General features: G+C 60.5%; 22 protein-coding genes. 20 read left to right on the top strand and 2 right to left on the bottom strand.

Annotated elements, in window-relative coordinates; genetic code table 11:
• Nucleotides 1–34 precede the first annotated feature (34 nt).
• A complete protein-coding gene (locus K0F75_RS02000) occupies nucleotides 35–814 on the bottom strand; it encodes a FadR/GntR family transcriptional regulator (protein WP_219060083.1) in 780 nt (259 codons plus the stop codon).
• Nucleotides 815–1,082: 268 nt separating this feature from the next.
• Here K0F75_RS02000 and K0F75_RS01995 point away from each other — a divergent pair, with 268 nt between their 5' ends.
• The 20 genes from K0F75_RS01995 to dmpG all read left to right on the top strand — a co-directional run bounded on the left by K0F75_RS01995 (nucleotide 1,083) and on the right by dmpG (nucleotide 23,186).
• Nucleotides 1,083–2,108: an ornithine cyclodeaminase family protein gene (locus K0F75_RS01995; RefSeq protein ID WP_219060082.1), complete on the top strand. Its 1,026-nt coding sequence runs from the start codon at nucleotides 1,083–1,085 to the stop codon at nucleotides 2,106–2,108.
• A 28-nt stretch (nucleotides 2,109–2,136) separates the two neighbouring features.
• A complete protein-coding gene (locus K0F75_RS01990) occupies nucleotides 2,137–3,156 on the top strand; it encodes a dihydrodipicolinate synthase family protein (protein WP_219060081.1) in 1,020 nt (339 codons plus the stop codon).
• Nucleotides 3,157–3,166: 10 nt separating this feature from the next.
• A complete protein-coding gene (locus tag K0F75_RS01985) occupies nucleotides 3,167–4,639 on the top strand; it encodes an NAD-dependent succinate-semialdehyde dehydrogenase (protein WP_219060080.1) in 1,473 nt (490 codons plus the stop codon).
• A gap of 92 nt (nucleotides 4,640–4,731) precedes the next feature.
• On the top strand, nucleotides 4,732–6,420 hold the full coding sequence (locus tag K0F75_RS01980; protein WP_219060079.1) for a DUF1302 domain-containing protein: 1,689 nt from the start codon (nucleotides 4,732–4,734) through the stop codon (nucleotides 6,418–6,420).
• Between the two features lie 34 nt (nucleotides 6,421–6,454).
• Complete coding sequence (locus K0F75_RS01975; RefSeq protein WP_219060078.1) at nucleotides 6,455–7,819, top strand: DUF1329 domain-containing protein; 1,365 nt, start codon at nucleotides 6,455–6,457, stop codon at nucleotides 7,817–7,819.
• A gap of 200 nt (nucleotides 7,820–8,019) precedes the next feature.
• Nucleotides 8,020–9,102 carry a YCF48-related protein gene (locus tag K0F75_RS01970; RefSeq protein WP_219060077.1) on the top strand — a complete coding sequence of 361 codons (1,083 nt, stop codon included), beginning with the start codon at nucleotides 8,020–8,022 and terminating at the stop codon, nucleotides 9,100–9,102.
• A complete protein-coding gene (locus tag K0F75_RS01965; RefSeq protein WP_219060076.1) occupies nucleotides 9,099–11,537 on the top strand; it encodes an RND family transporter in 2,439 nt (812 codons plus the stop codon). The genes K0F75_RS01970 and K0F75_RS01965 overlap by 4 nt, the downstream gene beginning before the upstream one ends.
• Nucleotides 11,538–11,595: 58 nt before the next feature.
• On the top strand, nucleotides 11,596–12,996 hold the full coding sequence (locus K0F75_RS01960) for a Rieske 2Fe-2S domain-containing protein (protein ID WP_219060075.1): 1,401 nt from the start codon (nucleotides 11,596–11,598) through the stop codon (nucleotides 12,994–12,996).
• A complete protein-coding gene (locus K0F75_RS01955; RefSeq protein WP_219060074.1) occupies nucleotides 12,996–13,499 on the top strand; it encodes an aromatic-ring-hydroxylating dioxygenase subunit beta in 504 nt (167 codons plus the stop codon). Before K0F75_RS01960 ends, K0F75_RS01955 begins: the two co-directional genes overlap by 1 nt.
• 24 nt (nucleotides 13,500–13,523) lie before the next feature.
• The gene (locus K0F75_RS01950; RefSeq protein WP_219060073.1) at nucleotides 13,524–13,739 is read left to right on the top strand and encodes a ferredoxin; all 216 of its coding nucleotides are present in this window, start codon (nucleotides 13,524–13,526) and stop codon (nucleotides 13,737–13,739) included.
• Nucleotides 13,740–13,754: 15 nt separating this feature from the next.
• Complete coding sequence (locus K0F75_RS01945) at nucleotides 13,755–14,294, top strand: VOC family protein (protein ID WP_219060072.1); 540 nt, start codon at nucleotides 13,755–13,757, stop codon at nucleotides 14,292–14,294.
• Between the two features lie 66 nt (nucleotides 14,295–14,360).
• A complete protein-coding gene (locus K0F75_RS01940; RefSeq protein WP_219060071.1) occupies nucleotides 14,361–15,317 on the top strand; it encodes a VOC family protein in 957 nt (318 codons plus the stop codon).
• Between the two features lie 318 nt (nucleotides 15,318–15,635).
• Nucleotides 15,636–16,607: a VOC family protein gene (locus K0F75_RS01935; RefSeq protein WP_219060070.1), complete on the top strand. Its 972-nt coding sequence runs from the start codon at nucleotides 15,636–15,638 to the stop codon at nucleotides 16,605–16,607.
• 92 nt (nucleotides 16,608–16,699) lie between these two features.
• Complete coding sequence (locus K0F75_RS01930; protein WP_219060069.1) at nucleotides 16,700–18,046, top strand: alpha/beta fold hydrolase; 1,347 nt, start codon at nucleotides 16,700–16,702, stop codon at nucleotides 18,044–18,046.
• 16 nt (nucleotides 18,047–18,062) lie between these two features.
• Nucleotides 18,063–18,893 carry an alpha/beta fold hydrolase gene (locus K0F75_RS01925; RefSeq protein WP_219060068.1) on the top strand — a complete coding sequence of 277 codons (831 nt, stop codon included), beginning with the start codon at nucleotides 18,063–18,065 and terminating at the stop codon, nucleotides 18,891–18,893.
• Between the two features lie 58 nt (nucleotides 18,894–18,951).
• Nucleotides 18,952–20,082 (top strand): FAD-dependent oxidoreductase, encoded by a 1,131-nt coding sequence (locus K0F75_RS01920; protein ID WP_219060067.1) that lies wholly within the window; start codon nucleotides 18,952–18,954, stop codon nucleotides 20,080–20,082.
• Nucleotides 20,083–20,101: 19 nt separating this feature from the next.
• A complete protein-coding gene (gene dmpE, locus K0F75_RS01915) occupies nucleotides 20,102–20,884 on the top strand; it encodes a 2-oxopent-4-enoate hydratase (protein ID WP_219060360.1) in 783 nt (260 codons plus the stop codon).
• A gap of 61 nt (nucleotides 20,885–20,945) precedes the next feature.
• Nucleotides 20,946–21,161 (top strand): hypothetical protein, encoded by a 216-nt coding sequence (locus K0F75_RS01910; protein ID WP_219060066.1) that lies wholly within the window; start codon nucleotides 20,946–20,948, stop codon nucleotides 21,159–21,161.
• A gap of 55 nt (nucleotides 21,162–21,216) precedes the next feature.
• Nucleotides 21,217–22,155 (top strand): acetaldehyde dehydrogenase (acetylating), encoded by a 939-nt coding sequence (locus tag K0F75_RS01905; protein ID WP_219060065.1) that lies wholly within the window; start codon nucleotides 21,217–21,219, stop codon nucleotides 22,153–22,155.
• 11 nt (nucleotides 22,156–22,166) lie between these two features.
• The gene (dmpG, locus tag K0F75_RS01900) at nucleotides 22,167–23,186 is read left to right on the top strand and encodes a 4-hydroxy-2-oxovalerate aldolase (RefSeq protein ID WP_219060064.1); all 1,020 of its coding nucleotides are present in this window, start codon (nucleotides 22,167–22,169) and stop codon (nucleotides 23,184–23,186) included.
• A gap of 171 nt (nucleotides 23,187–23,357) precedes the next feature.
• Here dmpG and K0F75_RS25545 read toward each other — a convergent pair.
• A partial coding sequence (locus tag K0F75_RS25545; RefSeq protein ID WP_257604233.1) for a methyl-accepting chemotaxis protein occupies nucleotides 23,358–24,137 on the bottom strand: 780 nt, incomplete at its 5' end.

Raw genomic sequence — 24,137 nt, 5'->3', positions numbered from 1 at the left:
ACGGGGGCTTGAGCCTTTGCACATCACCTGTGCGTTATCTCCGGCAACATGAGTGCGGGATGCCGAACAGCACGTTCGTCATCTCCGTCTGATCATGAGCCTTGCGCAACCGCTCCCGGCTATTTGTAAGATGCAATCTCATTGCGGCCCGTGCTGCATCAGCATCCCGACATGCGATCGCCTCATAAATGTCCTCATGTTCGCGAATCAGTCGTGCCTGGTATTGCTCTGGATCGCTGTGAGCCAGCAGCGCCGAGTTAAGGCGCGTTCTCGGCAGAATACCGGGCCCGAAGTGAGACATGATGTCGGTGAAGTAACGATTACGGGTCGCCAATGCGATCTGGTAGTGAAACCGGAAGTCCGACGCCACAACGTTGCTTGAGTGAAGAGCTTGATTGAACTCATCCAGCGCTTTACGCATCAAGGCCACATCCTCGGCGCTGCAACGACTGGCTGCGAGCCCTGCGGCCTCGACCTCCAGGCTGGTTCGAAACTCCAGGATGTCAATCACGTCTCGCAGTGTGACGATGGTTGCCGGATCAATGCGCAAGCCATGGGTGTTGAGGTTATCCAGCACGAAGGTGCCCACCCCATGTCGGGTTTCCACCAGCCCAGACGCCTGCAGCCTGGAGATCGCCTCGCGTACCACCGTTCGGCTCACGTTATGTGCGCTCATGATTTCCGATTCGGTCGGCAGCTTCTCGCCGCACTTGATCACCTCTTCGGTGATTTGTCGGGAAAGCTCCACAACCAATGTTTTGGTAAAGCTCTGGCGCTTGCGGCGGGGGGGAGGTGGTTCGATGTTGTCGATCATTCGGGGCAGGGCTTCGGCTGGTTGCGACGCTCCATTATAGGCAGCTGACGCACCTTGATCAGGCAGGAGAATCCATCTCGATTTGGATAAAGCAGTTATCCATTTTTGATTGCGAAGAGCTTTTCGGCCTTCTTGTGCTGCGGGGTTGCTGCGTTCTCAGAAGGCCATCCAAGCGTCTTGTTTTATAGATATCTGTATTAGGCCGGCTTGCGTAGCTCGCCTCCGGTGCAGTTCATAAACTCCGGCTCAACGAGATCCGGAGGTTTCTATGGACGTTGCACATTCCCTAAACACTGAAAAGCTTGAAGTCTCGACGCCCTTTATCAGGGACACGGACATCGCTGAACTGGCTAAGTGGCCGAAGGTTATAGCGGCCCTCACCGAGGCCTACGCCAAGCCCATTAAGGACGCCATGGTCCCGCCGCGCATCATGGCCCGCGGTGAGGGCTTCTGGTTGCGCAGCCTGTGTGCGGTTTCACCGTCGGGCGAGTACATGGGGTGCAAGCTGATTGCCGCCTCACCAAAAATTCGTCGCGCCAGCTACCTCATTTCTCTGTTTGATCAGCGGACCATGGAGCTGGCCGCGCTGGTAGACGGCAACCGTATCACCGACCTGCGCACTGCCGCGACTGCGGTGGTGGCTGCTAATGCAGTGATTCCCGAGGGCGCCCTGCGTGTGGGCGTGATTGGCTCCGGTTCTGTCGCCAAGGGCATGCTGACTGCGCTGTTGTCGGTGCGCGAAGTGTCCCTGGCTCGCGTATTCAGCCCGACCCCTGCGAGTCGAACCAAGTTCGCCGCTTCCTTTGACGAATCCCACGGCCTGCAGTTGGAGGTCGTCGATAGCGCGCAGGCGGCAATCGACGGTGTCGATGTCGTGATCTGCGCCGCACGCAGTCGTGACGAGTCGCCGGTGCTGCTGGGTGAATGGCTGCAGCCAGGCATGGTGGTGCTGTCGGTTGGCTCCACGCTGCCGGAACAGCGCGAAGTTGACTCGGCCGCCATGGCCTGTGCCGACCTGATCATCGCCGACATGCCCGAAGAAGTGCTGCACGAGACGGGTGATTCCCTTGTCGCGACCCGTGACGGCGTGGATGTGGCGAGCAAGACCGTCAGTCTCGCCGCGGTGGTGTCCGGCCAGGTACCCGCACGTCGTTCAGCCAGCGACATCGTCATCTACAAATCGGTCGGCAGCGCCCTGCAGGACGTCGTGACTGCCGAGATGTTGCTGCGCGAGGCGCTCTCCAGCAATCGGTACCAACTCATCCCTGCGGGCATCGTGACGATTGACCGCTGATCCACCCTATCCAAGGAGAACAACAATAATGGCCAACTACAAACGCAAAGACGCCCGTGCCTGGGCCAATGAAATGCTGGTGGGCTGCTCTGGGGTGACCATTCCCAGCTACAGCACTGACCTCAAGCACCTCAACGAACAGGGTATCCGTCACGACATTCAGAAAGTCGCGGACCTTGGCTTCACCTACACATTGCTGTGTACCGAAGTCGCCATCACCCCGCAGGAGAACGCGCAGTTCACTGCCTGGGCCAAAGAGACTACAGGCGACAAGCTGGGCCTGTTCTTTCACGCCGGCTTTGGCACCCTGGCCGAGAATATCGAGGCGCTGAAACTGGCTGAGAAGGCGGGTGCCGACATCGTGCTGCTGTCTTATCCGTCGAACTTCTGGCCGACCAGCGAGCAGGAAATTTACGACTACACCAAGAGCGTGTGCGACGCCACCGACTTGGCTGTGATGCTGTTTCCTATCCCATTGTGGGGCTTCGAGCGGGTGCATCCGCAAGGCATGTCCCCCGAGTTGATCCGTCGTCTTCTCGATGACTGTCCGAACATCGTGGCGATCAAAGCTGAACAGGGCTTCCCGCATGTGGCTGGTCTGATCGAGACCTATCACCGCTTTGGTGAGGAAGTGATCATCAGCTGTCCGATCGAAAGCGACGTGATTCCGTTGATGAAGTTCATGGACCTGCAGTTTTCCGGCACCAGTTACACCCAGTGGATGGGCAACCATTTTCCGAAGATGTTTGACCTCGCCCGTAATGGCAAGTGGGAAGAGGCCATGCAACTGCACTGGCAGATTCAGCCGGCGCGCGGCGCGGTGGGCGCGGCTACCGGTGCCTATATGGCGGGTTCCAACTACATCAACCGTGCGCACTGGAAATACATGGACTGGCTGGCCGGTTTCAATGGTGGTCCGCTGCGCGCTCCGGGTGGGCGTATCCCGGATCGCCTGATGAAGGTCCTGCGTCAGGGGCTGGTAGCGTCGAAGCTCGAGTGCACCTCGGACGACGACAGCCAGTACCTGATCGGCCGATTCCCCTGCTGAGGACCTGTCGATGAGCATTGAATTGTTGAAAGACCCTTCGTTGTGGCGACAGGGCGCCTTCATCAACGGCGAATGGGTCGAGCAGACCCCTCACGGCAAGTACGCCGTCCGCAACCCGGCGAATGGTGAGGTGCTGGTTGAGTTGCCGGTGTGCAAGGAGGCAGAAGCCGAATTCGCCATCGAGTCGGCCCACGAAGCCTTCACGCGCTGGAGCAAGGTCCCCGCCAAACAGCGTGCCGACATTATCAATCGCTGGTACCAACTGGTGGTCGAACACAAGGACGATCTGGCCACGTTGATCACCCTGGAAGAAGGCAAGCCGCTGTCCGAGGCGCGGGGTGAAATCGACTATGCAGCGTCCTTTTTGCAGTGGTTCGCCGAGGAAGCAAAACGGGTGCGCGGTGACGTGATCCCGGCACCGAAGGAAACCCAGCGCATCATCGCGCTGAAACAGCCGATTGGCGTGTGCGCGGCGATCACTCCGTGGAACTTCCCCGCGGCGATGATCACCCGCAAGGCTGGTCCGGCGCTGGCCGCTGGTTGCTCCATGGTGGTCAAACCCGCCAGCCAGACGCCGCTGGCTGCCCTGGCGCTGGCCGAGTTGGCGCGCCGTGCCGGCATACCCGCTGGCGTATTCAGTGTGCTGACCGGCAACGCTACGCGGTCGGTGGGCAACGTTCTCACCGGTCACCGGTTGGTGCGCAAGATCACCTTTACCGGTTCCACCGAGGTGGGCCGCGTGCTGCTCGCGCAGTCCGCCGAAACCATCAAGAAATGCTCGATGGAGCTTGGGGGGAATGCGCCGCTGATCGTGTTCGAGGATGCTGATCTGGACCTCGCGGTGGAGGGGATTCTCAATGCCAAATTCCGCAATACCGGCCAGTCCTGTATCGCCGCTAACCGGGTGTTGATCCAGGAGGGCATCTATGACCAGCTTGCTGATCGTCTGGCCCGCCGCGCCGCGGAACTGAAAGTGGGTAATGGCCTGGAGGCGGGCGTGCAGATCGGTCCGATGATCGATGCCGCTGCGGTGAAGAAGGTCGAGGAGCATCTGCACAATGCCGTGGCCGGTGGTGCCAGGGTGCTCGCAGGCGGCAAGCGTCACGCGCTGGGCGGTGCCTTCTTCGAGCCGACCGTGGTCTCGGAGGTGACGCTGAGCATGACCATTGCCCGTGATGAGACATTCGGTCCGGTCATGCCGCTGTTGCGTTTTGGCACGGACGCCGAAGCCATCGCCATCGCCAACGACACCGACTTTGGCCTGGCCGCCTACCTGTTCAGCCGTGACGCGGCGCGTATCTGGCGCACTGCCGAAGCATTGGAAGTGGGAATGGTCGGGATCAACACCGGACTGATTTCCAGCGAGGTAGCGCCGTTCGGCGGCATCAAACAGAGCGGGCTTGGTCGCGAGGGCTCGCACTACGGGATCGAAGAATTTCTCGAGATCAAGTACCTGTGCTGGGACGGCGTGACGCCGATGTAGCACACAGCAACACGTGACCCGCGGCATGACGATGCAGCGGGTCGTTTCACCGCAATGTGGCCCCCAAAACAATCATAAAAGCAGGTAGTGCCATGACATATCGTCAGAAGAAGTGTGTTCGTTTACCGGTCGCCCTGGGAATCGTCCTTACGGTCGGTGCCTTGTCACCCACGCAGAGTTGGGCGAGTTTTAGTTGGGAGTCAGATGATGGTCTGAAGGTCGACTGGAATAACTCGCTGCGCTACTCCGCCATGTTCCGCGTCGACAAGCGCGATAGCGGGTTGTTGTCGAATCCAAACCAGGATGACGGTGACAGGAATTTCAGTACAGGACTGGTTTCCAATCGCGGTGAACTGTTCAGCGAACTGGACGTCGTCCACTCCAGCGGTTTCGGTGCGCGGATCAGTGCCGATGGCTGGTACGACTCTGTCTACAACCGTGACAACGACAACCCTGGCTTTGCCGGTGGCGCCTACCCTAACCAGCTTTCCGTCGGCCAGGACTCATTTACGCACTCGACACGGGACCAGCAAGGTCGCAACGCCGAGCTGCGCGATGCCTTCGTATTCGGGCGCCTGCAACTGGGTGGCACCGAGCTGACCGGCCGCCTTGGTCAGCACTCGCTGGTCTGGGGCGAAAGCCTGTTCTTCGCTAACAACGCGGTGGCCGGTGCGCAGAGCCCGTTCGATACGACCCGCTTGCTCGATGACCCGACGGCGGAGGCCAAGGAGTTCGTGCTTCCGGTGCCGCAGGTGTCGGCACAGTGGCAACTGAACGACTCCCTGTCGATCGGTGCTTATTATCAGTTCCGTTACGTGCATAACCGCATCCCTGCTTCGGGGAGTTATTTCTCGGTGTCCGATATCGTTGGTGCCGGCGCCGAGCGGCTGGTGCTTGATCCGACTACCGGGTTGTCGGCCGTCAAGGAGTCAGACCGCGATGCCAAGGACTCCGGGCAGTTTGGTGTGCAGGTGCGCTGGCAGGTCGGCGAGTTCGACCTGGGATTCTATGCGCTGCAATTTCATGACAAGGACTTCCAGCAGGTCACGAGCCTTGGGCAGCCGTTCGGCGCCTTCGGGCCAGTCCTGCCGACCGGCTATTACCTGGCCTACCACGAGGACACCCAGCTATACGGCTTTAGTGCCAGCCGCAGCTTTGGCGACTTGAACCTGGCGATGGAAGCCTCGATACGCAAGGGCCAGTCGCTGGCTACCACGCATGCTGTCGACACCTCCGCGTTGGGTGGCCCCGTGCCGGACAACCGCGATCATCCCGCCTATGCGGTGGGCAATACCGGCCATGTCAACCTCTCGACCATCTGGACGGTGCCACGAACGGCACTGTGGAACGAGGCGAGCCTGGCGGCCGAAGTGGCATGGACCCGTCTGCTCAGTTGCACGCAGAACTGCGACGCCACCGTCGCCGGCGTTGCGGCCCTGGACCCCAATATCACACGCGACGCCTGGTCGATGCGTGCGGTGTTCAAACCGATGTACCGCCAGGCAATGCTCGGCTGGGACATCAGCCTGCCGATGGGCGTCGGTTTCACGCCCAAGGGCTCGCGTAACCCGCTCGGCCCGGCGGCCGTACCGCCAGAGAACGGTGGTGATGTCACCCTCGGCGTCAATGGTTTGTACATGAACGCCTGGAACCTCAATTTGGCCTACACGCGCTTCTTCGGGCCATCCGGCAATTTTCTGGATGACACCAATTCCTACAGCTACAAGCAGGCCCGTGCCGACCGGGACTTTGTCGCCTTCACCGTCCGCCGCAGCTTTTGATCAGTCCGTTTAAAAACAAGAATGAGGAGAAGTCATGAATAAGGTTTTTACCTTCGGGACAGTGCTGGCGCTGCTGGCCTGCGCCATCGCCTTGCCCGTCCATGCGGCGGTTCCGGCCGACCAGGCCCAGCGTTTGAAAGGGGGAGATTTGACCCCCGTGGGCGCCGAGAAGGCCGGTAACGCCGACGGTTCCATTCCTGCCTGGACCGGTGGGCTTACCAAACCGACACCTGGCGACGTTCCGGGTGGACGACGCGGCGATCCGTTCAAGGATGAAAAGCCGCAGTTCTCGATCACCGCGCAGAACATGGCGCAGTACGTCGGCAACCTCAGCGACGGGGTGCAGGCGATGCTAAAAAAGTACCCGGGTTTCCGTCTGGACGTTTACCCGACCCGACGCACTGCGGCTGCTCCGCAATGGGTATATGACAATACCTTCGTCAATGCGACCCGAGGCTCGCTGGATAAGGGCGTGCCCAAAGGCGTCTACGGCGGGATTCCATACCCGATACCCCATAGCGCTGAAGAAATAATGTGGAACCACGTGCTGCGTTGGCGCGGCGCCCGTTTCCAGCATTTCAACAACTGGTATCAAATTGTCGCCGATGGCCGCGCCGTGTTGGTCACCGATGCCGAGATCAACGAGCAGCTGCCGTACTACGACAAGAACAGCAACCTCGAACAATTCGAGAGCGAAGGCAAGCCGTTCTGGCAGGTGGCGATCCGCAACGTCGGACCACCGTTGCGTGCAGGCGAGGCGCTACTGGCTCACGAGTACCTTGATGCCGACAAGTTACAGACCTGGGTCTATTTGAAAGGCCAGCGCCGGGTGCGCAAGTTGCCCAATGGCTGCTGTGATACTCCAACGCCAGCCGCCGCCGGCGTGATGACCTTCGATGAGATGTACACCTGGACCGGCCGTATGGACCGCTTCGACTGGAAAATGATAGGCAAGAAGGAGCTGTTCATCCCCTACAACGTCAACCGCATGCTACAGCCGACCAAGGACGAGGAGTTGCTTAAAGGCAACCTGCTGAATCCGGATTACGTGCGTTGGGAGAAGCATCGTGTGTGGGTGGTCGAGGCAAACGTGCGTAGCGGCCAGCGCCATCAGGCCGCCAAGAGCCGCTACTACTGCGACGAGGACACCTGGATCTGCGTGCTTGCTGATCGATGGGATGGCAACGGCCAGCTATGGCGAACCTTGTGGTCGCAGGTCATCGTAGTACCCGAATTGCCGGGATCGGCGATCTCCACCTTTGGCTACAACGACCTGCAAACGGACACCGCCTTCGTAGCCCAGCTCAACAACAGCAAGCCCAAGCAATACGTGCTCAAGGAACTCGACAACGACAAGGTGTTCTCGCCGGACGGTCTGGCCGGTAACAGCGTGCGCTGAAACCGCCATGCCTGCACACAACCGAAGGGGCCGAGAGGCCCCTTCGTTTTTTCTGCATCAGCCCCACTCAAGATCTGCATTTTGTAGATATCTGAATTAGAAGCCGATGCGTAGCTGGTACCGGGCGCAGTCCATACACTCGATTCACAACAGCCGGAAAGCGCGGCTGTCACTAAAAACAACAACAAGAGGCAATGCCCATGAGTCGCAAATCCAACAAGGTGCGCAGCGGCGTGCTTGGGGCGATGCTCTGTGGAATCTCCATGTGCGTCGTCGCTTCGGTGCAGAACTCCGAGGTCGGCGAGCCAGCCCACCGCACGGCCTTGGTCTCCAACCAGGCAAAGCAAGCTGTCCTGCTGGGCGCTGCCGTCACCGGCAGCAACCGCCTGGTCGCGGTGGGCGAGCGTGGCATGGTGCTACTGTCCGATGATGGCGGCGTTCAGTGGCACCAGGGCGTCGTCCCCGTCAGCGTGACCCTCACGGCCGTACGCTTCGCCGGTGAGCAGGGAGTTGCCGTTGGTCACGGCGGCGTGGTGTTGACCAGCAGCGACGGTGGCGAGCACTGGGAGCTGCGCCTGGACGGCCAGCGTGCTGCTCAATTGGCTTTAAAGGCCGCCAAGGCGGACAACAATGCTGCGCTGGTCGGTAGCGCACAGCTGCTGATGGACGAAGGTCCGGACAAGCCCTTTCTCGATGTTGCGATCGACAATCAAGGTCGCCTGTTGGTGGTCGGCGCGTACGGCATGATCTTCGCTTCGCCGGATCAGGGGCAGAACTGGAGCTCCTGGATGGGGCGCCTGGACAATCCTGACGGACTGCACCTGTATGCGATTCGCCAACGCGGCAATGAATTGCTGGTGGCTGGGGAGCGCGGTCTGGTGCTGCGCTCCGTAGATGACGGAACCACGTTCGAGCGCCTGCAAACCCCTTACAAGGGCAGTCTGTTCACGGCCGAACTGTCTGGCGAGCGGGATATCGTCGTCGCCGGCCTTAAAGGCAGCCTGTTGCGTAGCCCTGACAACGGGGCGACCTGGCAGCGTCTCACGGCCGCCGATGCGTCTTCATTCACCGGCTCCGCCCTCGGTGCCGACGGCTCCCTCTACCTTGTGACCCAAGCCGGTCATATGCTCGGCCTGCAGCATGGCGGTCTGGTGCAGTTGAGTCAGCAAGCCTTGCCATCGCTGAACGGCATCGCGCTGGTCAATGCCGAAAACGTTGTATTGCTCAGTAATCGCGGGTTGACCACGCTGCGGCTCGATGGGCGCGCGGAGGGTCTGAAATGAATCTGAATATCTCTCTGCCAGGACGTGCCCCAATGGCCGATTTCGACTCCCGTTCCGGCTCACTGGTCGAGCGCGCGATATTCAACCATCGCTTGATCGTAGTGGTGCTGTGCTTCCTGTTTACCGTCTTCTTCGCCAGCCAGTTGCGTCATCTTGAGCTCTCTGCGAGCTTCGAAAAGATGATTCCGCAAGGGCATCCCTATATCCAGAACTTCACTGCCCATGAGAAAGACCTGGTGGGGCTTGGCAACGCCGTGCGCATTGCTCTGGCCAATCCCAAGGGCACTGTCTATGACGCACAGTACATGGACGCTCTGCGTGAGTTGAACGACGAGTTGTTCTTGATGCCCGGTGTCAATCGTATGCAGATGAAGTCGCTGTGGACGCCGTCGACTCGTTGGGCAGGTGTCACCGAGGAGGGCCTGGAGGGCGGTCCGGTGATTCCGGACGGCTACGACGGATCTCCAGCCAGCTTGCAACAACTGAAAGCTAACCTGGCACGCTCCGGCGAAATCGGCCGCCTGGTCGCTACCGACTTCCGTTCCACGGCTATCTTCGTGCCGTTACTCGCCAAAGATGCCGAAGGACGTGCACTGGACTACGCCGCACTGGCAGAGTCTCTGGAGCAATTACGCCACAAGTACGAAGCACGCGGCTATGAGATGCATGTCACCGGTTTCGCCAAGCTGGTCGGCGATCTGATCGATGGGGTGCGTAGCGTGTTGCTGTTTTTCCTCATCACCCTGGCCCTGAGCAGCGCCGTACTCTACTGGTTTACCCGCTGCTGGCGCTCCACCGCTGCCGTGGTCGTTGCCTCGTTGATTGCCGTGGTCTGGGAACTCGGCATGCTGCCGACCCTCGGCTTTGCGCTTGATCCCTATTCCATTCTGGTGCCATTCCTCGTCTTCGCCATCGGCATGAGCCACGGCTCGCAGAAGATGAACGGCATCCTGCAGGATGTCGGGCGAGGCGTCAGCAAGCTAACGGCCGCACGTTTGACCTTCCGTCGATTGTTCGGTGCTGGTATGGCCGCGCTGGTGATCGACGCAGTCGGCTTCGGCGTGCTGTTGGTGATCAACATCGAGGTGATTCGCGAGCTGGCGCTGGCCGCCTCGATTGGCGTCGCAATTCTGATTTTCACCAACCTGATCCTGCTGCCGGTGATCCTCAGCTACGTCGGCGTCTCGCCGCGTGCCGCACAGCGCAGCTTGCGCGCCGAACACGCCGAGCAGAGCGGGGCGGCCAGGCATCTGGTATGGCGCCTGCTCGACCGTTTCACCCAGCGCCGCTGGGCCATCGGTGCAATCGCCGTCAGTGTATTGCTGGCCATCGGCGGGTTGATCGTTGCCAGCCATCTGCAAATCGGCGACCTGGACCCCGGCGCGCCGGAATTGCGCCAGGACAGCCGTTACAACCGCGACATGGCTTTTATGAACAGCCGTTATGGTGCTTCCAGCGACGTGCTGGCGATCATGGTCAAAACCTCGGCGGGTTACTGTTCTGCGCTACCGACCTTGAATAAGGTGGACGCCCTGGAGTGGCAGTTGCGCCAGCTCGAAGGGGTGGAAAGCACTGATACCCTAGCCCTGCTGAGCCGACGCATGAGCGCGGCACTGAACGAAGGCAACCCCAAGTGGTACGACTTTGTGCCTAATCAGGACATGCTCAACACGATTACTGCCAGCGCCCCGCGCGGGCTCTATGACGACAGCTGCTCGTTGCTGACGCTCTACGTGTACCTGACCGACCACAAGGCAGCCACCTTGTCGCGGGTCGTCAAACACGTCGAACAGTTTGCTTCGGCCAACAACACCGAAGATGTGAAATTCCTGCTGGCAGCCGGGACGGCCGGCATTGAGGCGGCTACCAACATGGTCGTCACTGATGCGTGGCGACAGATGAACCTGCTGGTTTATGCCATTGTCGCGTTACTTGCGCTGATCACCTTCCGCTCCTGGCGCGCAGTCGTCGTCGCATTATTGCCGCTGATGCTGACTTCGATACTGGCTGAGGCATTGATGGTCGTTTTGGGCATGGGCGTGAAAGTAGCAACATTGCCAGTGATCGCGTTGGGCGTCGGCATAGGTGTCGACTATGCGCTGTACATCCTGTCGGTGATGCTGGTGCAAATGAAGGCCGGGCAGCCCCTTTCGATGGCTTATTACCGCTCGTTAATCTTTACCGGCAAGGTGGTTATGCTGACCGGCATCACCCTGTCCATCGGCGTTTCCACGTGGTTGGCAAGCCCCATCAAGTTTCAGGCTGACATGGGGGCGTTACTGGCGTTCATGTTCCTGTGGAACATGTTAGGAGCCCTGGTCCTGGTGCCTTCGTTGTCCGTCTTCCTGTTGAAGTCGCAGCAGGGTTCGGCAACAAAACCGGAGTCTTTGTCCTGCAACGTGGATATGGCCGTACTGGAGCATACCGGCCGCTAGCCGGGACCGCTCAAAGGCTCAAAACAAACAAGAATAAGTAGTGAGGAGAGCAACTCAAATGATCAATTACGATCTTATCTACCCGGGCAACCCCGACCAGTACCTGGACGATCTTTGCGAGCGCGTCTCGAAAGGCATGGACGAAGGTCTGCTGCCAGTCGAAGTCTTTCGCGACGACGCCGTGTTCCGTGCGGAAATGGAACGTATCTTCACCCGCAACTGGATCTTCGTTGCCCATACCTCGGAGATCCCCAACAAGGGCGACTATGTACTGCGCCGCATAGGCATCGATAAGGTCATCGTCACCCGTGACGACGATGATCAGATCAACGTGTTGCTCAATCACTGCCGGCACCGTGGCTCGGAACTGTGTCATCAGGACAAGGGCAATGCCCGGCATTTCAAGTGCCCGTACCACGGCTGGACCTATCGCAATAACGGCGATTGGGCCGGCGCGCCACACCTCAAAGATGCCTACGGCGGTCCGCTGGACAAAAAGGAGTGGGGCCTGTTGCGGGCGGCCAAGATCGAGGCCATCCATGGCTTCGTTTTCGCCTCGCTGAGCGAGGACGTGCCGCCGCTGCGCGAATACCTCGGTGGAGCGGCCTGGATGTTCGATGCGCTGTTCGGCCTGCATCCGGATGGGATGAAGGTGCTCAAGGAGCCAGAACGTTTTGTGGTCAAGGCGGACTGGAAGAGCGGTGCGGAAAACTTCAGCGGCGACGCTTATCACGTCAGCACTGCGCACTTGTCGGCCTCGCTGTCGGAGTTCATTCCTGGGGTCAATCAGGTCAGCAGCCTGGCCAGCGGCTACGACTTCGGCAACGGCAACAGCTTTATTGGTCACGCGCTGCCGGAGCTGATCGCGCCAATGTTCGATTTCTGGGGCTACCCGCAGGAATACCGCGATCAGTTTGATCTGAGCAAACTGGATGAAGTGCAACTGGAGATGCTCAAGAAGGTCCCGCCGACCATCGGCACCATCTTCCCGAACTTCAGTTTCCTGCGCTTCCCACAACCTGACGTGCCGGGTGCAATGCCGGTTCCGTTCACCAGCATCCGTATGTGGCAGCCGGTGGCGCCGGGCGTGATGGAACTGTGGAACTACGAGTTGGAGTACGACTTCCTGCCGGAAGAGTTCAAGGCCAAAGCGTATATGGCCGGCCAGTTTGGCTTTGGCTCTGGCGGCATCTTCGAGCAGGACGACACTGCCGTGTGGGAAGGTATCGCCAAGGTCGCTTCCAGCCCTTGGGGTCGTACCAAAGGCATGCGCCTGCATTACCAACAGAAGCGCGGCGGCCCTGATCCGGACTGGAAAGGCCCGGGTGAGTTCCACCCGTCGATCTATGGCGAGTACAGCCAGGAGCGTTTCTGGCGCCGCTGGGTGAAGGAAATGACCGAAGGCAAGAGCACGAGTAAACCTGCCGATCAGTGCGATGACCAAGGGGGATGCGAGTGATGAAAAATTTGCATGAAATGCGCGGGGTCGCAGAGGACTTTCTCGCCCGTGAAGCGCTCATTCTCGACGAGCGCCGCTTCCGTGACTGGTTCGCGCTGCTCGACGATGAGATCGACTACGACGTGCCGATCCGCATCGCCATGCGCAACTATGCCGACGAGTTTCCTGATGGCGCGTTTCGCATCAAGGATTGCAAGGCGCATATCCAGACGCGCATCGCCCGCCTGGAAAGCGATCACGCCTGGGCCGAAGTGCCGCCGTCACGCACGCTGCGCGTGGTCGGTAGTGTGCTGGTGGATGCCACCGAGCGTGCCGATGTGATTTCGGTGGTCAGCGCCATGATCCTCTATCGCCAGCGCGGCCACGACGAACCCGGTGATGTGATCCCGGTCCGCCGCCACGACTTGCTGCGCATCACCGAAGAGGGTTTGAAGCTGCTCAAGCGCAGGGCATTGATCACCCATGCGGTGCTGCAGACGCCCAACCTCGGCGTATTCCTGTAACAACAAAAACAAGAGAGCGGTGATATGGCGAGCGAAAAAGTGGAAGTGATCCTCGATAGCCTCAAGTGCCAGGGCTATGGCCTGTGCCTGGGCGCTGATGACGTCTTTGAACTGGACTCCGTGGCAAACCTCGCCCACCTGAAGCAACGCTTCGTGGATATCTCGCGCAAAGGCGAGTTTGAGCAACTGGTCAGTGATTGCCCGGCTGGCGCCATCAGCCTTCGTGTGGTTCAAGAGTGAATACTGGAGCAAAACATGAGTGAAATAGCCAAAAACCTGATTGGCCGCAAATTTGACCAGATCTGCTTCGTCGTTCCGGACCTTGAGGCGGCCATGGCCCTGTGGAGCAAGACCAATGGTGTCGAAGTGTGGAACGTCGCCCATGACCTGGCCAAGGCGCAGACGCAGAAGGAGTACCGTGGACAACCCGGTGACTTCCAGTTCAGCTGCGCCTACGGCTTCGCCGGCGACACCCTGATCGAGCTGGCCCGTCACGACGGCGGCAACAGCCTGTACAAGGACTGGATAGACAGCCGTGGCTACGGGCCACACCACATCGGTTTCCGCCAGTCCAGCGCCGAGGAATACGCTCAAGCCGAGCGCCACTACCAGGAGCAGGGGCTGGAAAAAGCCATGGCCGGGTTTTTCGAAGGTCCGTTCGGTAACTGTCGCTGGAGTTATTGGGACACCCGCGAACTGATCGGTTTCTACACCGAGCTGTACTACGTCGACGGTGAGCTGAACGAACGCATGGCCGCACTGCGCCGTGGCGAGAACGTCAGTATCACTTCCTGATCCGACCGGGGCGAGCGTTGCCGCCGCCCCATGAAGCGCACTGCGCGAATAACGGAGTAACGATTCATGAATATCATCGGTCCAGATGCGGTGGTCTTCGGTGTGGACGACATCGAAGTCGCAACCAAGTACATGACGGATTTCGGTTTGAAGCCCGCAGGGCAGGTACGTGAAGGCCTGCTGTTCGAAACCCTGGACGGCACCGGCGTGATCATCTGCGATGCCAGCGATCCAAGCCTGCCGCCGCCGCTTAGCCCGACCAACAAGGCGCGCAAGATCATCTATGGCGTCGCCGATCAGCAAAGTCTCGAGCAGATCGCTGCCGAACTGGGCAAGGACCGTGAGGTCAAGCGCCTGGCCGACGGTGCCATTGAGGCACTCGACGACCTGGGTATCCCACTGGTGTTCCAGCTGACGAGGCGCCGCGAGTTCAGCCTGCCGGCCGAGAAGATCAATGCACCGGGTGCGCCGCTGCAGCGATCAATCAATTGTGTAGGGGTTGACGATCAGGATGTTGTGCCGCAGGTGCGTAGCCTGGGGCACTTCGCGATGTTCGTGCCGGACGTGGCCAAGGCCGAGGCGTTCTACGTCAACCGCCTGCAGTTTCGCGTCAACGACCGTCTCGGCGGCGGGCCGTTCATGCGCTCCAAGGGCACTCTGGAGCATCACACCATGTTCCTTATCCAGAGCCCGCCGCAGCTCAAGGGCATTGAGCATATGGCTTTTCATCTCGGTGGGCCGAGTGAAGTGATGCAGGCGGGCAACCGCTTTCGCGACTTGGGTCATCCAAGCTTCTGGGGGCCTGGCCGGCACAACTTCGGTTCGAACTGGTTCTGGTACTTCGACGGTCCGCTGGGCTGTCGCTTCGAGTACGACGCGGACATGGACAAGCACGACGACAATTGGGTCCCGCGTGAGAAACCGCTGCATGCGGACAATGCCCAGGCCTACCTGATGGAAATGCTCGAGGAGAACTGGGCACCTTTCAACGGCCCGCGCAAACCGGCGAACAACGCTGCCTGACGGCCCGCGTGATTCATCCGTAAGCCGAGGTCCGCACCTCGGCTTTTTGCTTTCAGTTCCCGCAGTGAGGGACTGAATGGGCGTACTTGATCCTGCATGAAAGCGCTTGAACGCTGCGTCACCTCCATCAGCAGGGAACCGCGTGAGCCTTGCACTTCTTGAATATCTGCCTTGTCCGAATCCCTCTGGCTCGCCTGAACAGCGCTCCCTAAGATGGAGCTCAATGAATACGCGAACGCTCCTGGAGCACGCGTACTGCTTGCGAAGTTTCAGCGAGCAATCAACGAAACAACGATAAGAACAATAGAGAAGGCAATCATGACGAAGGGCAATCCATTTCGTTTCACCGGTGTCGAGTGTGTCAGGTTCGCGGTTGAGGATCTTGCCGATGCATGCCGTTTCGCTGCCGACTGGGGGCTTTCCTATGTGCCTTCGGCCGACCCGGAGGTGAAGCTCTTTCGCGCAGTCGACGGCTCGGAAGTCCAGGTCGTCGCTGCTGATCTGTCGCGCATTGAGCGCACACCGATTGGCGGTGGCAGCGGCTTGTGCGAGATCGTCTGGGGCGTTGAGGATCAGGCCACCCTCGTGGCGCTGGCCGAGGACCTGGGCCGTGATCGCCGCGTCGAGCTCGATGCCGCAGGCGTGCTGCACAGCGTCGACGACCTGGGAATCAACCTGGCTTTCCGCATTGCCCAACGCAAATCGTCGCACTTCGATGTGACCCGTTATAACGCGCCGGGTCAGCCGGCCCGCATCAACCGCCGCGCAGCGGCCTACAAGGTCGCCATGCCACGCGAGATCAGCCATATCGCCATCGGTGTGGACGACGCGGCCGCGGCCGCGCGGTTCTATATTGAACGTTTGGGCTTCATCGTTTCCGACCGCTATGCCAATCGCGGTCTGTTCATGCGCTGCTCGCCATCCGGTAACCATCATCACGTGTTCTTCATGAACGCGCGGGTGCCGGGAACCCGCTTCAACCATCTGGCCTTCAAGGTGCGCGACATCCACGAGGTCATCGGTGGTGGCCAGCATCTCGACTCGCTGGGCTGGAAGACCTTCGCCGGTCCGGGTCGCCACACTATTTCCTCGGCCTGCTTCTGGTACTTCCAGACGCCATTCGGCGGTTCCTGGGAATACGCCGCCGACGAGGACGTCGTGACGGACGAATGGGAAGCTCAGGACTTCGCTGCCATCGCGCACATCTTCTCTGAATGGACCTTCGGCCTGGAAAAATCCGACGGCACGCTCAAGGGGCCGATTGCCGCAAGCAAGGAACAGAAGCTCTAACGCCCGCAGCTTCCTCATCGGGTGTCCCGCTACGCCATCGCTTCGGCGAGAGTGGAGGGCACCTCTTCACCAGGCTTCGAGGAGCATCTTTCGTGTCCGAATCGAACACCCTTCAAACCCCATATTGGATAGAGCTGCTGCACACCCAGGTGCGTCAGATCAAAGGCAAGTACCGCACCCGCATCATCGAGGCAGGCTCAGGCCCGGCGCTGATCCTTTTGCACGGGACCGGCGGCCATGCGGAAAACTACGCGCTGAATATTGCCGAGTTGGCCAAGCACTTCCATGTCATCGCCATGGACTTCCTCTGGCATGGCAGGTCGCAGACTGAGGGCTACGACCCCGAAATCATCCCCAATCTGGTTGATCAGGTGGTCGATGTGATGGACCAGCTTGGCCTGGCCAGTGCCTTCGTCGAAGGGCAGTCGCTGGGCGGCTGGGTGGCCATGCAACTGGCCTTGCGTCATCCCGAACGGGTCGATGCACTGGTGCTGACCACTACCATGGGTTACACGCCGGCCGCAGACGCGATTGAGGGCTATGTCGAGCCGGATTGGGCGAGCAACCTGCCGAGCTCGCTTGAAGTGCTGCGCGATCCGAGCTTCGACAATGTGCGCACCCGTATGGCACGCATTCTGGCCAGACCGGAGCGGCTCACCGATGAAGCGGTCATGGTACGTCAGGCGCTCTATCGCCAACCCGCGCTGGCCGCCGTGCAGCAGGTGTTCATCGCTGAGTACCTGGCCGGTTCCACCATTCGCAAGCATCTGGTGAGCGACGCACTGGCCCGGCAGATCAGCCAGCCCACCCTGGTTTACTGGGGTGATCGTAATCGCACACCGCCGGCCCTCGGCGAGCACATTGCGCGTCAGGTACAGAACGGCACCTTCCATTGCGCCAGCGACACGGGGCACTGGGCCCAGTTCGAGAGTGCGGCCGAACACAACGAGGTCGTGACTGCCTTCCTTGAATCGCAGCTATCAGCGGAGAAAACCCACATGTCGACAACCACCCTTAATCCAGTAGGTCGCTGGGAAATTCTTTCCTGGGAACAGGCCTTCGACGACGGCCGCCGCGAGCTGCCGATGGGCGAGCACTTGCAGGGTTTCATCCTGTACACCGAAGGCGGCTACATGGCCTGCATGATCGCTAAAGCCGAGCGGCTGAACTTCGAAACCGGCGGTCAGTGGAACGCCAGCGACGCCGAGAAGGCCAATGCCTACACCAGCATGCTGGCCTATGGCGGCCGCTACGAGGTACACGGCGACGTTATTACGCACCTGGTCGATATCAGCCTGTTCCCCAACTGGATCGGTGGTGCCCAGAAGCGCCGTTTCGAGGTCAATGCCGACGGCACGCTGACCTTGAGCGCGCGTCTTGAAGAAGGTACGCCGCAGGCCCGCAGCGCACGCCTGGTCTGGCGGCGTGCCGACGTTTGAACACGGAGAAACAGCGATGAATAGCCTACAAAATCCCGAAATCGGTCAGAGCATTCAGACCGGTTCAATCGTGACCAATTACCACGACGTCGGCAGCGGTGAGCCTGTGCTGCTGCTGCACGGCTCTGGGCCTGGCGTCAGTGCCTGGGCCAACTGGCGCCTGAGCATTCAGAGCCTCAAGAACGATTTCCGCCTGCTGGCGCCCGATCTGGCCGGGTTCGGTTTCACCGAGACGCCGCAGGAGATCGTTTACTCACGCCAGCTCTGGCTGGATCAGATGGTCGCCTTTCTGGATGCCGTGGGTGTCGAGAAGGTCAACGTGATCGGCAACTCGTTCGGCGGTTCCATGGCCCTGGCCCTGGCTATCCACCATCCGGAGCGCATCAACAAGCTGATCCTGATGGGCAGCGTTGGCGTGCCTTTTGAACTCACCCCAGGTCTGGACGCAGTGTGGGGCTATGAGCCGACGCAGGAGAACATGCGGGCGATCATGCGCATATTCGCCTACGACCAGACGTTGGTCGGCGACGACTTGGTGCGCATGCGTTACGAGGCGAGCAAGCGCGCCGGGGTCCAGGAAGCCTATGCGGCGATGTTCCCTGCACCGCGCCAGCGCTGGGTTGAGGCGATGGCCCATGACGAGGCCGAGATTCGCGGCATTGGGCACAAGACGCTGCTGGTTCACGGCCGTGACGACAAGGTGATCCCGCTTTCCACCTCGCTGACCCTGCAGCAATGGATCGACGACAGCCAACTGCATATTTTCGGGCGCTGTGGTCACTGGACCCAGATCGAGCACGCCGCCGCCTTCTGCCAGTTGGTGACGAATTTCCTCAAGGCCGACTGAACGCGCTCCTTTGCATTCGAACAAGAGCCGAACAACAACAAAAACAAGGAATCTCGCTATGCCCAAGACAGTAAAAAAAGCGTTGATAGTTGGCGCCGGCACCGCCGGAATGTCTGCCGCCATCACCTTACGGCGCATCGGTATCGACGTCGACATGATCGACATCAACCCGAACTGGGGCGCGCTGGGGGCCGGGCTAACCATCACTGGGCCGACCCTGCGCGCCTTGCATCAGCTCGGCGTCTACTCGGACATGGTCGATGAAGCTTACGTCGGTGAAGGCATTCAGGTCTGCAACACCCAGGGTGAGCTGCTGAGAAAGCTGGCAACCCCCATGCCGGCAGACAGTCCGACCGCAAGCAGCGGAGGCATCATGCGCCCGACCCTGCATGGCATCCTCGCTCGGCACGCAAACGCCAAAGGCACGCCGATCCGTCTGGGCCTCACTGTCGAGGCGCTGGAGCAGGATGACAGCGGCGTGGACGTGACCTTCAGCGACGGCAGCCGTGACCGGTACGACATCGTACTGGGCGCTGACGGTGTGTTCTCTAAAGTGCGCGGGCTGATCATGCCCGATGCACCCAAGGCCGAGTACACCGGCCAGAGCTGCTGGCGATTGTTTCTCGAGCGCCCGGCCAGCGTCGACCGCCGGACCTACTTTCTGGGTGGGCCGCACAAGGTCGGTTTCACCCCAGTCTCGGCTACCCATATGTACATGTTCCTGCTCGAACGTACCCCTCAGGTGTTCATCGAACCGGCGAACTTCCACCGTGAACTGGCTACCCGTCTTGCAAGCTACGGGGGCGCGCTCGCCGAGATCCGCGACTCGCTCGGCGAGAAGGATAACGCGGCGATCAACTTCCGCCCTCTGGAGATATTCAGCCTGCCGGCGCCCTGGTATCGCGGCCGCGTCCTGCTGATGGGTGACTCTGCGCATCCCACCACCCCACAACTGGCCTCCGGTGCCGGCATGGCCATCGAAGACGCATTGGTCCTGGCCGAAGAGCTGGTACTGGCTGACAGCGTGGAGCAGACGTTCGCTCGGTTCATGGCACGCCGCGAGGCGCGTTGCCGACTTGTCACCGATAGCTCAATGGAACTCGGTCGTCTGGAGCAGGCGCGGGCGCCAGTCGAAGAGCAGACCAAGGTGGTAGAACGAGCGCTGCTGGCCCTTAGCGAACCCATTTGAGCGGGAGTCCCCTATGAATATTGACGATTCGTTGCTGCAAGAAATCAGCGTCGACCTGTACAACGCCCAGCGCAAGGCCGAGGCCATCGCGCCGCTCACTGAGCGTTATCCGGCACTGACCCTCGAGCATGCCTATGCGATCCAACAGCGCCTGATGGCCCTGCGTCTGAATGATGGCGAGCGTGTGGTCGGCAAGAAAATCGGTGTGACCAGCCAGGCGGTAATGAACCTCCTGGGCGTCGGTCAGCCGGACTTCGGCATCCTCACCGATGCCATGACCGTCAACTCTGGAGCGGCCATCGCGGCGTCCTCGTTGATCCAGCCCAAGGCTGAGGGCGAGCTGGCGTTCGTGCTCAAGCACGACCTGATGGGGCCAGGCATCACCGTCGCTGACGTGTTGCGCGCCACTGAGGGCGTGATGGTCTGTTTCGAGATCGTCGACTCACGTATCCAGGACTGGAAGATCAAGATCCAGGACACCGTGGCGGACAACGCCTCTTGCGGGGTTTTCGTGCTCAGTGACCGGCTGGTGCCGGTGCAGGATGTGGACCTTGGGTTGTGTGGCATGGTTCTGGAGAAAAACGGCGAGATCGTCGCCACCGGGGCAGGTGCCGCGACCATGGGTTCGCCTGCGGTGGCCGTGGCCTGGCTGGCCAACACCTTGGGGCGTCTGGGCATGTCGCTGAAGGCCGGCGAAGTGATCCTCTCCGGCTCACTCGGTCCGATGATACCGGTGAAGGCGGGCGACAACCTACGGGTGTCCATCGGCGGCGTCGGCAGTTGCTCGGTGCGTTTCACCTGACGCTGGCGGGCCTTTGGCAGCCGCGCGTGAAACGGCCTCTAAAACAATAAGGAGACAAGGTATGGGCTTCGTACTTAAAGAATCGATCCTGGCCGGGATCATCGGCGGCATCATCGCTGCCATTCTGGCTTTCTGCGCCAATCAATTTCTGGTGCCGTTCCCGCAAACCATCCTGGATAACTCGCTGGGCAATGGCATCAGCGGCTTCGTCAGTGGCCTGCTCAGCGGCTTCATCGGGGTTTATCTGGTGCTGCGCAAGACCGCCAAGAACCCCTAGACACTCTGGGCCGGCTCCTATTGACCGGCCTGTCATGCACGGCTGGAGCTATGTCATGAACAAAAAACTCAAAGTCGCCATCGTCGGTTCCGGCAACATCGGCACCGACCTGATGATCAAGATTCTGCGTAATGCAAAACACCTGGAAATGGCGGTCATGGTCGGCATCGACCTGGCCTCCGATGGCCTGGCCCGCGCGCAGCGCATGGGCGTGGCCATCACCCATGAAGGCGTTGCAGGCCTGACCCGCATGGACGTATTCAAGGACATCGACTTCGTGTTCGATGCCACCTCGGCCGGTGCTCATGTGAAGAACGACGCGTTCCTGCGGTCGATCAAACCGGGCATCCGCTTGATTGACCTGACCCCGGCCGCCATCGGCCCGTACTGCGTGCCGGTGGTCAACCTTGAGCAGAACCTCGACCAGCTCAACGTCAACATGGTCACCTGCGGTGGCCAGGCGACCATCCCGATGGTCGCGGCGGTCTCGCGTATCGCCAAGGTGCATTACGCCGAAATCGTCGCCTCGATTGCCAGCAAATCCGCGGGCCCCGGCACTCGCGCCAACATTGACGAGTTCACCGAAACCACCTCCAAAGCCATCGAAGTGATCGGCGGCGCGAGCAAGGGCAAAGCGATCATCGTGATGAATCCGGCCGAGCCGCCGCTGATGATGCGCGACACGGTGTTTGTGTTGTCCGAAGCCGCCGACCAGGCTGAGATCGAAGCGTCCATCGAAGAAATGGCCGCTGCGGTAGAAGCCTATGTGCCGGGATATCGACTCAAGCAAAAGGTGCAGTTCGACGTCATTCCTGAAGACGCACCGCTGAAGATTCCGGGCCTGGGCACGTTCTCGGGCCTCAAGACCTCGATCTTCCTCGAGGTCGAAGGCGCCGCCCATTACCTGCCAGCCTACGCCGGCAACCTCGACATCATGACCTCCGCGGCCTTGGCCACCGCCGAGCGCATGGCGCTGTCGATGCTGAACGCCTAAGGAGAATCGCCATGAGTTTTAATCCCGGTAAAAAACTGTACATCTCCGATGTCACCCTGCGCGACGGCAGCCATGCCATCCGCCACCAATACTCGATCCAGAACGTCCAGGACATTGCCCGCGCCCTGGACAAGGCCAAGGTCGACAGTATCGAAGTCGCCCATGGCGACGGTCTGCAAGGCTCAAGTTTCAACTATGGCTTTGCGGCCCACACCGACCTGGAGTGGATCGAAGCGGCCGCCGATGTGATCAGTCACGCCAAAATCACCACCTTGTTGTTGCCCGGTATTGGCACGGTGCACGACCTGAAAGCCGCCTACAACGCCGGTGCCCGCGTAGTGCGCATCGCCACCCATTGCACCGAAGCGGACGTCTCGAAACAGCACATCGAATACGCCCGCGAGCTGGGTATGGACACGGTCGGCTTTTTGATGATGAGCCACATGATCCCGGCTGAACAACTGGCCGCGCAGGCCAAGCTGATGGAAAGCTATGGCGCGACCTGCGTGTACATGGCCGACTCCGGCGGCGCGATGAACATGCAGGACATCCGCGACCGCTTCCGTGCGTTCAAGGCTGTGCTCAAGCCCGAAACCGAAACCGGCATGCACGCCCACCACAACCTGAGCCTCGGGGTGGCCAACTCGATCACGGCCGTTGAGGAAGGTTGCGACCGCATCGACGCCAGCCTGGCGGGTATGGGCGCGGGCGCCGGTAACGCGCCGCTGGAAGTGTTCATCGCGGCGGCCGAGCGCTTGGGCTGGAACCACGGCACCGACCTTTACACGCTGATGGACGCCGCCGATGACATCGTGCGTCCGTTGCAGGATCGTCCGGTGCGGGTTGATCGCGAGACCTTGGCGCTGGGCTATGCCGGGGTCTATTCGAGCTTCCTGCGCCACGCCGAAGTCGCCGCCGCCAAATATGGCCTGAAGACCCTCGACATCCTCGTCGAGCTGGGCAAACGCCGGATGGTCGGCGGCCAGGAAGACATGATTGTCGACGTCGCGCTGGACCTTCTCAAGCGCTGACACCCTCATGACGCACGCACCGCTTGGTGCTGTGCGTTCGCGCATCATCACGCCCGGCCCTGTGCCGGGCGTTTCTTTCTCAGCCTCTTCAGAGCAAGGGAGTTTTCTCCTTGAACAGTACGACCACCGCTCATTCGTCAGGAAATCGGCATAGCCGCCTTTGAGTCGAATTCACGTGCGAAAACCGCTTACTGCGGCATTCAGGGTGCTGCCCACCAGTCCCAGTTCGCGTACTGCGTCTTCCAGATGAGCACTCGCCGTGCCACTGCGTTCGGCGATTGCTCGTACCCGCGCCATGCTGTCGCCGACCTGTCCGGCGACAGCACTCTGTTGCTCAGCTGCGGCGGCGATCTGTTGGCTCATGTGCTCGACGGTGGAGACAGCAGCACTAATCGCCTGCAACGCTTGTGAGGCCTGCGCGGTAAGCTCGACGCTGGCTCGGGTCAGTTCCTGGCTGCCCTGCAGCCGTTGCGAGGCCTCGCCGCTGACATGGCGCAGTTGCTCGACGATGGTGGCTATTTCCTCGGTAGAGGCCCGAGTTCGCAGGGCCAGGCTGCGCACTTCGTCGGCCACCACGGCAAAGCCACGGCCATGCTCGCCAGCACGTGCGGCCTCGATGGCGGCATTGAGCGCCAACAGGTTGGTCTGCTCGGCCAGTGCGTTGATCACTTCAAGTACCCGGCCCACCGCGCCACTTTCTTGCAGCAAGCGCTGCATCGCCTCACTGCAGCCAGTCATCTCGTCTGCCAGATGGTCGATGCGGCTGCTGGCCTGACGCACCAGATCATCGCCGCGACGGGCCTCGCGGTTGGCTTGCTGCACGGCGCTACAGGCATCACTGGCATTGCGTGCGACTTCTTGGGCGGTGGTGGTCATCTGTTGCATCGCCGTGGCGGCCAGTTCGGTTTCGGCATTTTGCTGCTCGACACCTTGGGTGGTTCGCTCAGCCAC

It is taken from the genome of Pseudomonas sp. UMAB-08, assembly GCF_900095225.1.
In the GTDB taxonomy this organism is placed as follows: Bacteria; Pseudomonadota; Gammaproteobacteria; order Pseudomonadales; family Pseudomonadaceae; genus Aquipseudomonas.
Note: the sequence above shows the minus strand (reverse complement) of the source record. Positions and strands in the feature narration are given on the sequence as shown.

Bases quoted from the DNA above. Each gene is read 5' to 3' on its own strand.
- K0F75_RS01945 (WP_219060072.1), top strand. From the start codon at position 13,755: ATGAGTGAAATAGCCAAAAACCTGATTGGCCGCAAATTTGACCAGATC.
- K0F75_RS01975 (WP_219060078.1), top strand. From the start codon at position 6,455: ATGAATAAGGTTTTTACCTTCGGGACAGTGCTGGCGCTGCTGGCCTGC.
- K0F75_RS01965 (WP_219060076.1), top strand. From the start codon at position 9,099: ATGAATCTGAATATCTCTCTGCCAGGACGTGCCCCAATGGCCGATTTC.
- K0F75_RS01935 (WP_219060070.1), top strand. From the start codon at position 15,636: ATGACGAAGGGCAATCCATTTCGTTTCACCGGTGTCGAGTGTGTCAGG.
- K0F75_RS01955 (WP_219060074.1), top strand. From the start codon at position 12,996: ATGAAAAATTTGCATGAAATGCGCGGGGTCGCAGAGGACTTTCTCGCC.
- dmpG (WP_219060064.1), top strand. From the start codon at position 22,167: ATGAGTTTTAATCCCGGTAAAAAACTGTACATCTCCGATGTCACCCTG.
- K0F75_RS01980 (WP_219060079.1), top strand. From the start codon at position 4,732: ATGACATATCGTCAGAAGAAGTGTGTTCGTTTACCGGTCGCCCTGGGA.
- K0F75_RS01905 (WP_219060065.1), top strand. From the start codon at position 21,217: ATGAACAAAAAACTCAAAGTCGCCATCGTCGGTTCCGGCAACATCGGC.
- K0F75_RS01985 (WP_219060080.1), top strand. From the start codon at position 3,167: ATGAGCATTGAATTGTTGAAAGACCCTTCGTTGTGGCGACAGGGCGCC.
- K0F75_RS01995 (WP_219060082.1), top strand. From the start codon at position 1,083: ATGGACGTTGCACATTCCCTAAACACTGAAAAGCTTGAAGTCTCGACG.
- K0F75_RS01990 (WP_219060081.1), top strand. From the start codon at position 2,137: ATGGCCAACTACAAACGCAAAGACGCCCGTGCCTGGGCCAATGAAATG.
- K0F75_RS01940 (WP_219060071.1), top strand. From the start codon at position 14,361: ATGAATATCATCGGTCCAGATGCGGTGGTCTTCGGTGTGGACGACATC.
- K0F75_RS02000 (WP_219060083.1), bottom strand. From the start codon at position 814: ATGATCGACAACATCGAACCACCTCCCCCCCGCCGCAAGCGCCAGAGC.
- K0F75_RS01920 (WP_219060067.1), top strand. From the start codon at position 18,952: ATGCCCAAGACAGTAAAAAAAGCGTTGATAGTTGGCGCCGGCACCGCC.
- K0F75_RS01910 (WP_219060066.1), top strand. From the start codon at position 20,946: ATGGGCTTCGTACTTAAAGAATCGATCCTGGCCGGGATCATCGGCGGC.
- K0F75_RS01925 (WP_219060068.1), top strand. From the start codon at position 18,063: ATGAATAGCCTACAAAATCCCGAAATCGGTCAGAGCATTCAGACCGGT.
- K0F75_RS01950 (WP_219060073.1), top strand. From the start codon at position 13,524: ATGGCGAGCGAAAAAGTGGAAGTGATCCTCGATAGCCTCAAGTGCCAG.
- K0F75_RS01960 (WP_219060075.1), top strand. From the start codon at position 11,596: ATGATCAATTACGATCTTATCTACCCGGGCAACCCCGACCAGTACCTG.
- K0F75_RS01970 (WP_219060077.1), top strand. From the start codon at position 8,020: ATGAGTCGCAAATCCAACAAGGTGCGCAGCGGCGTGCTTGGGGCGATG.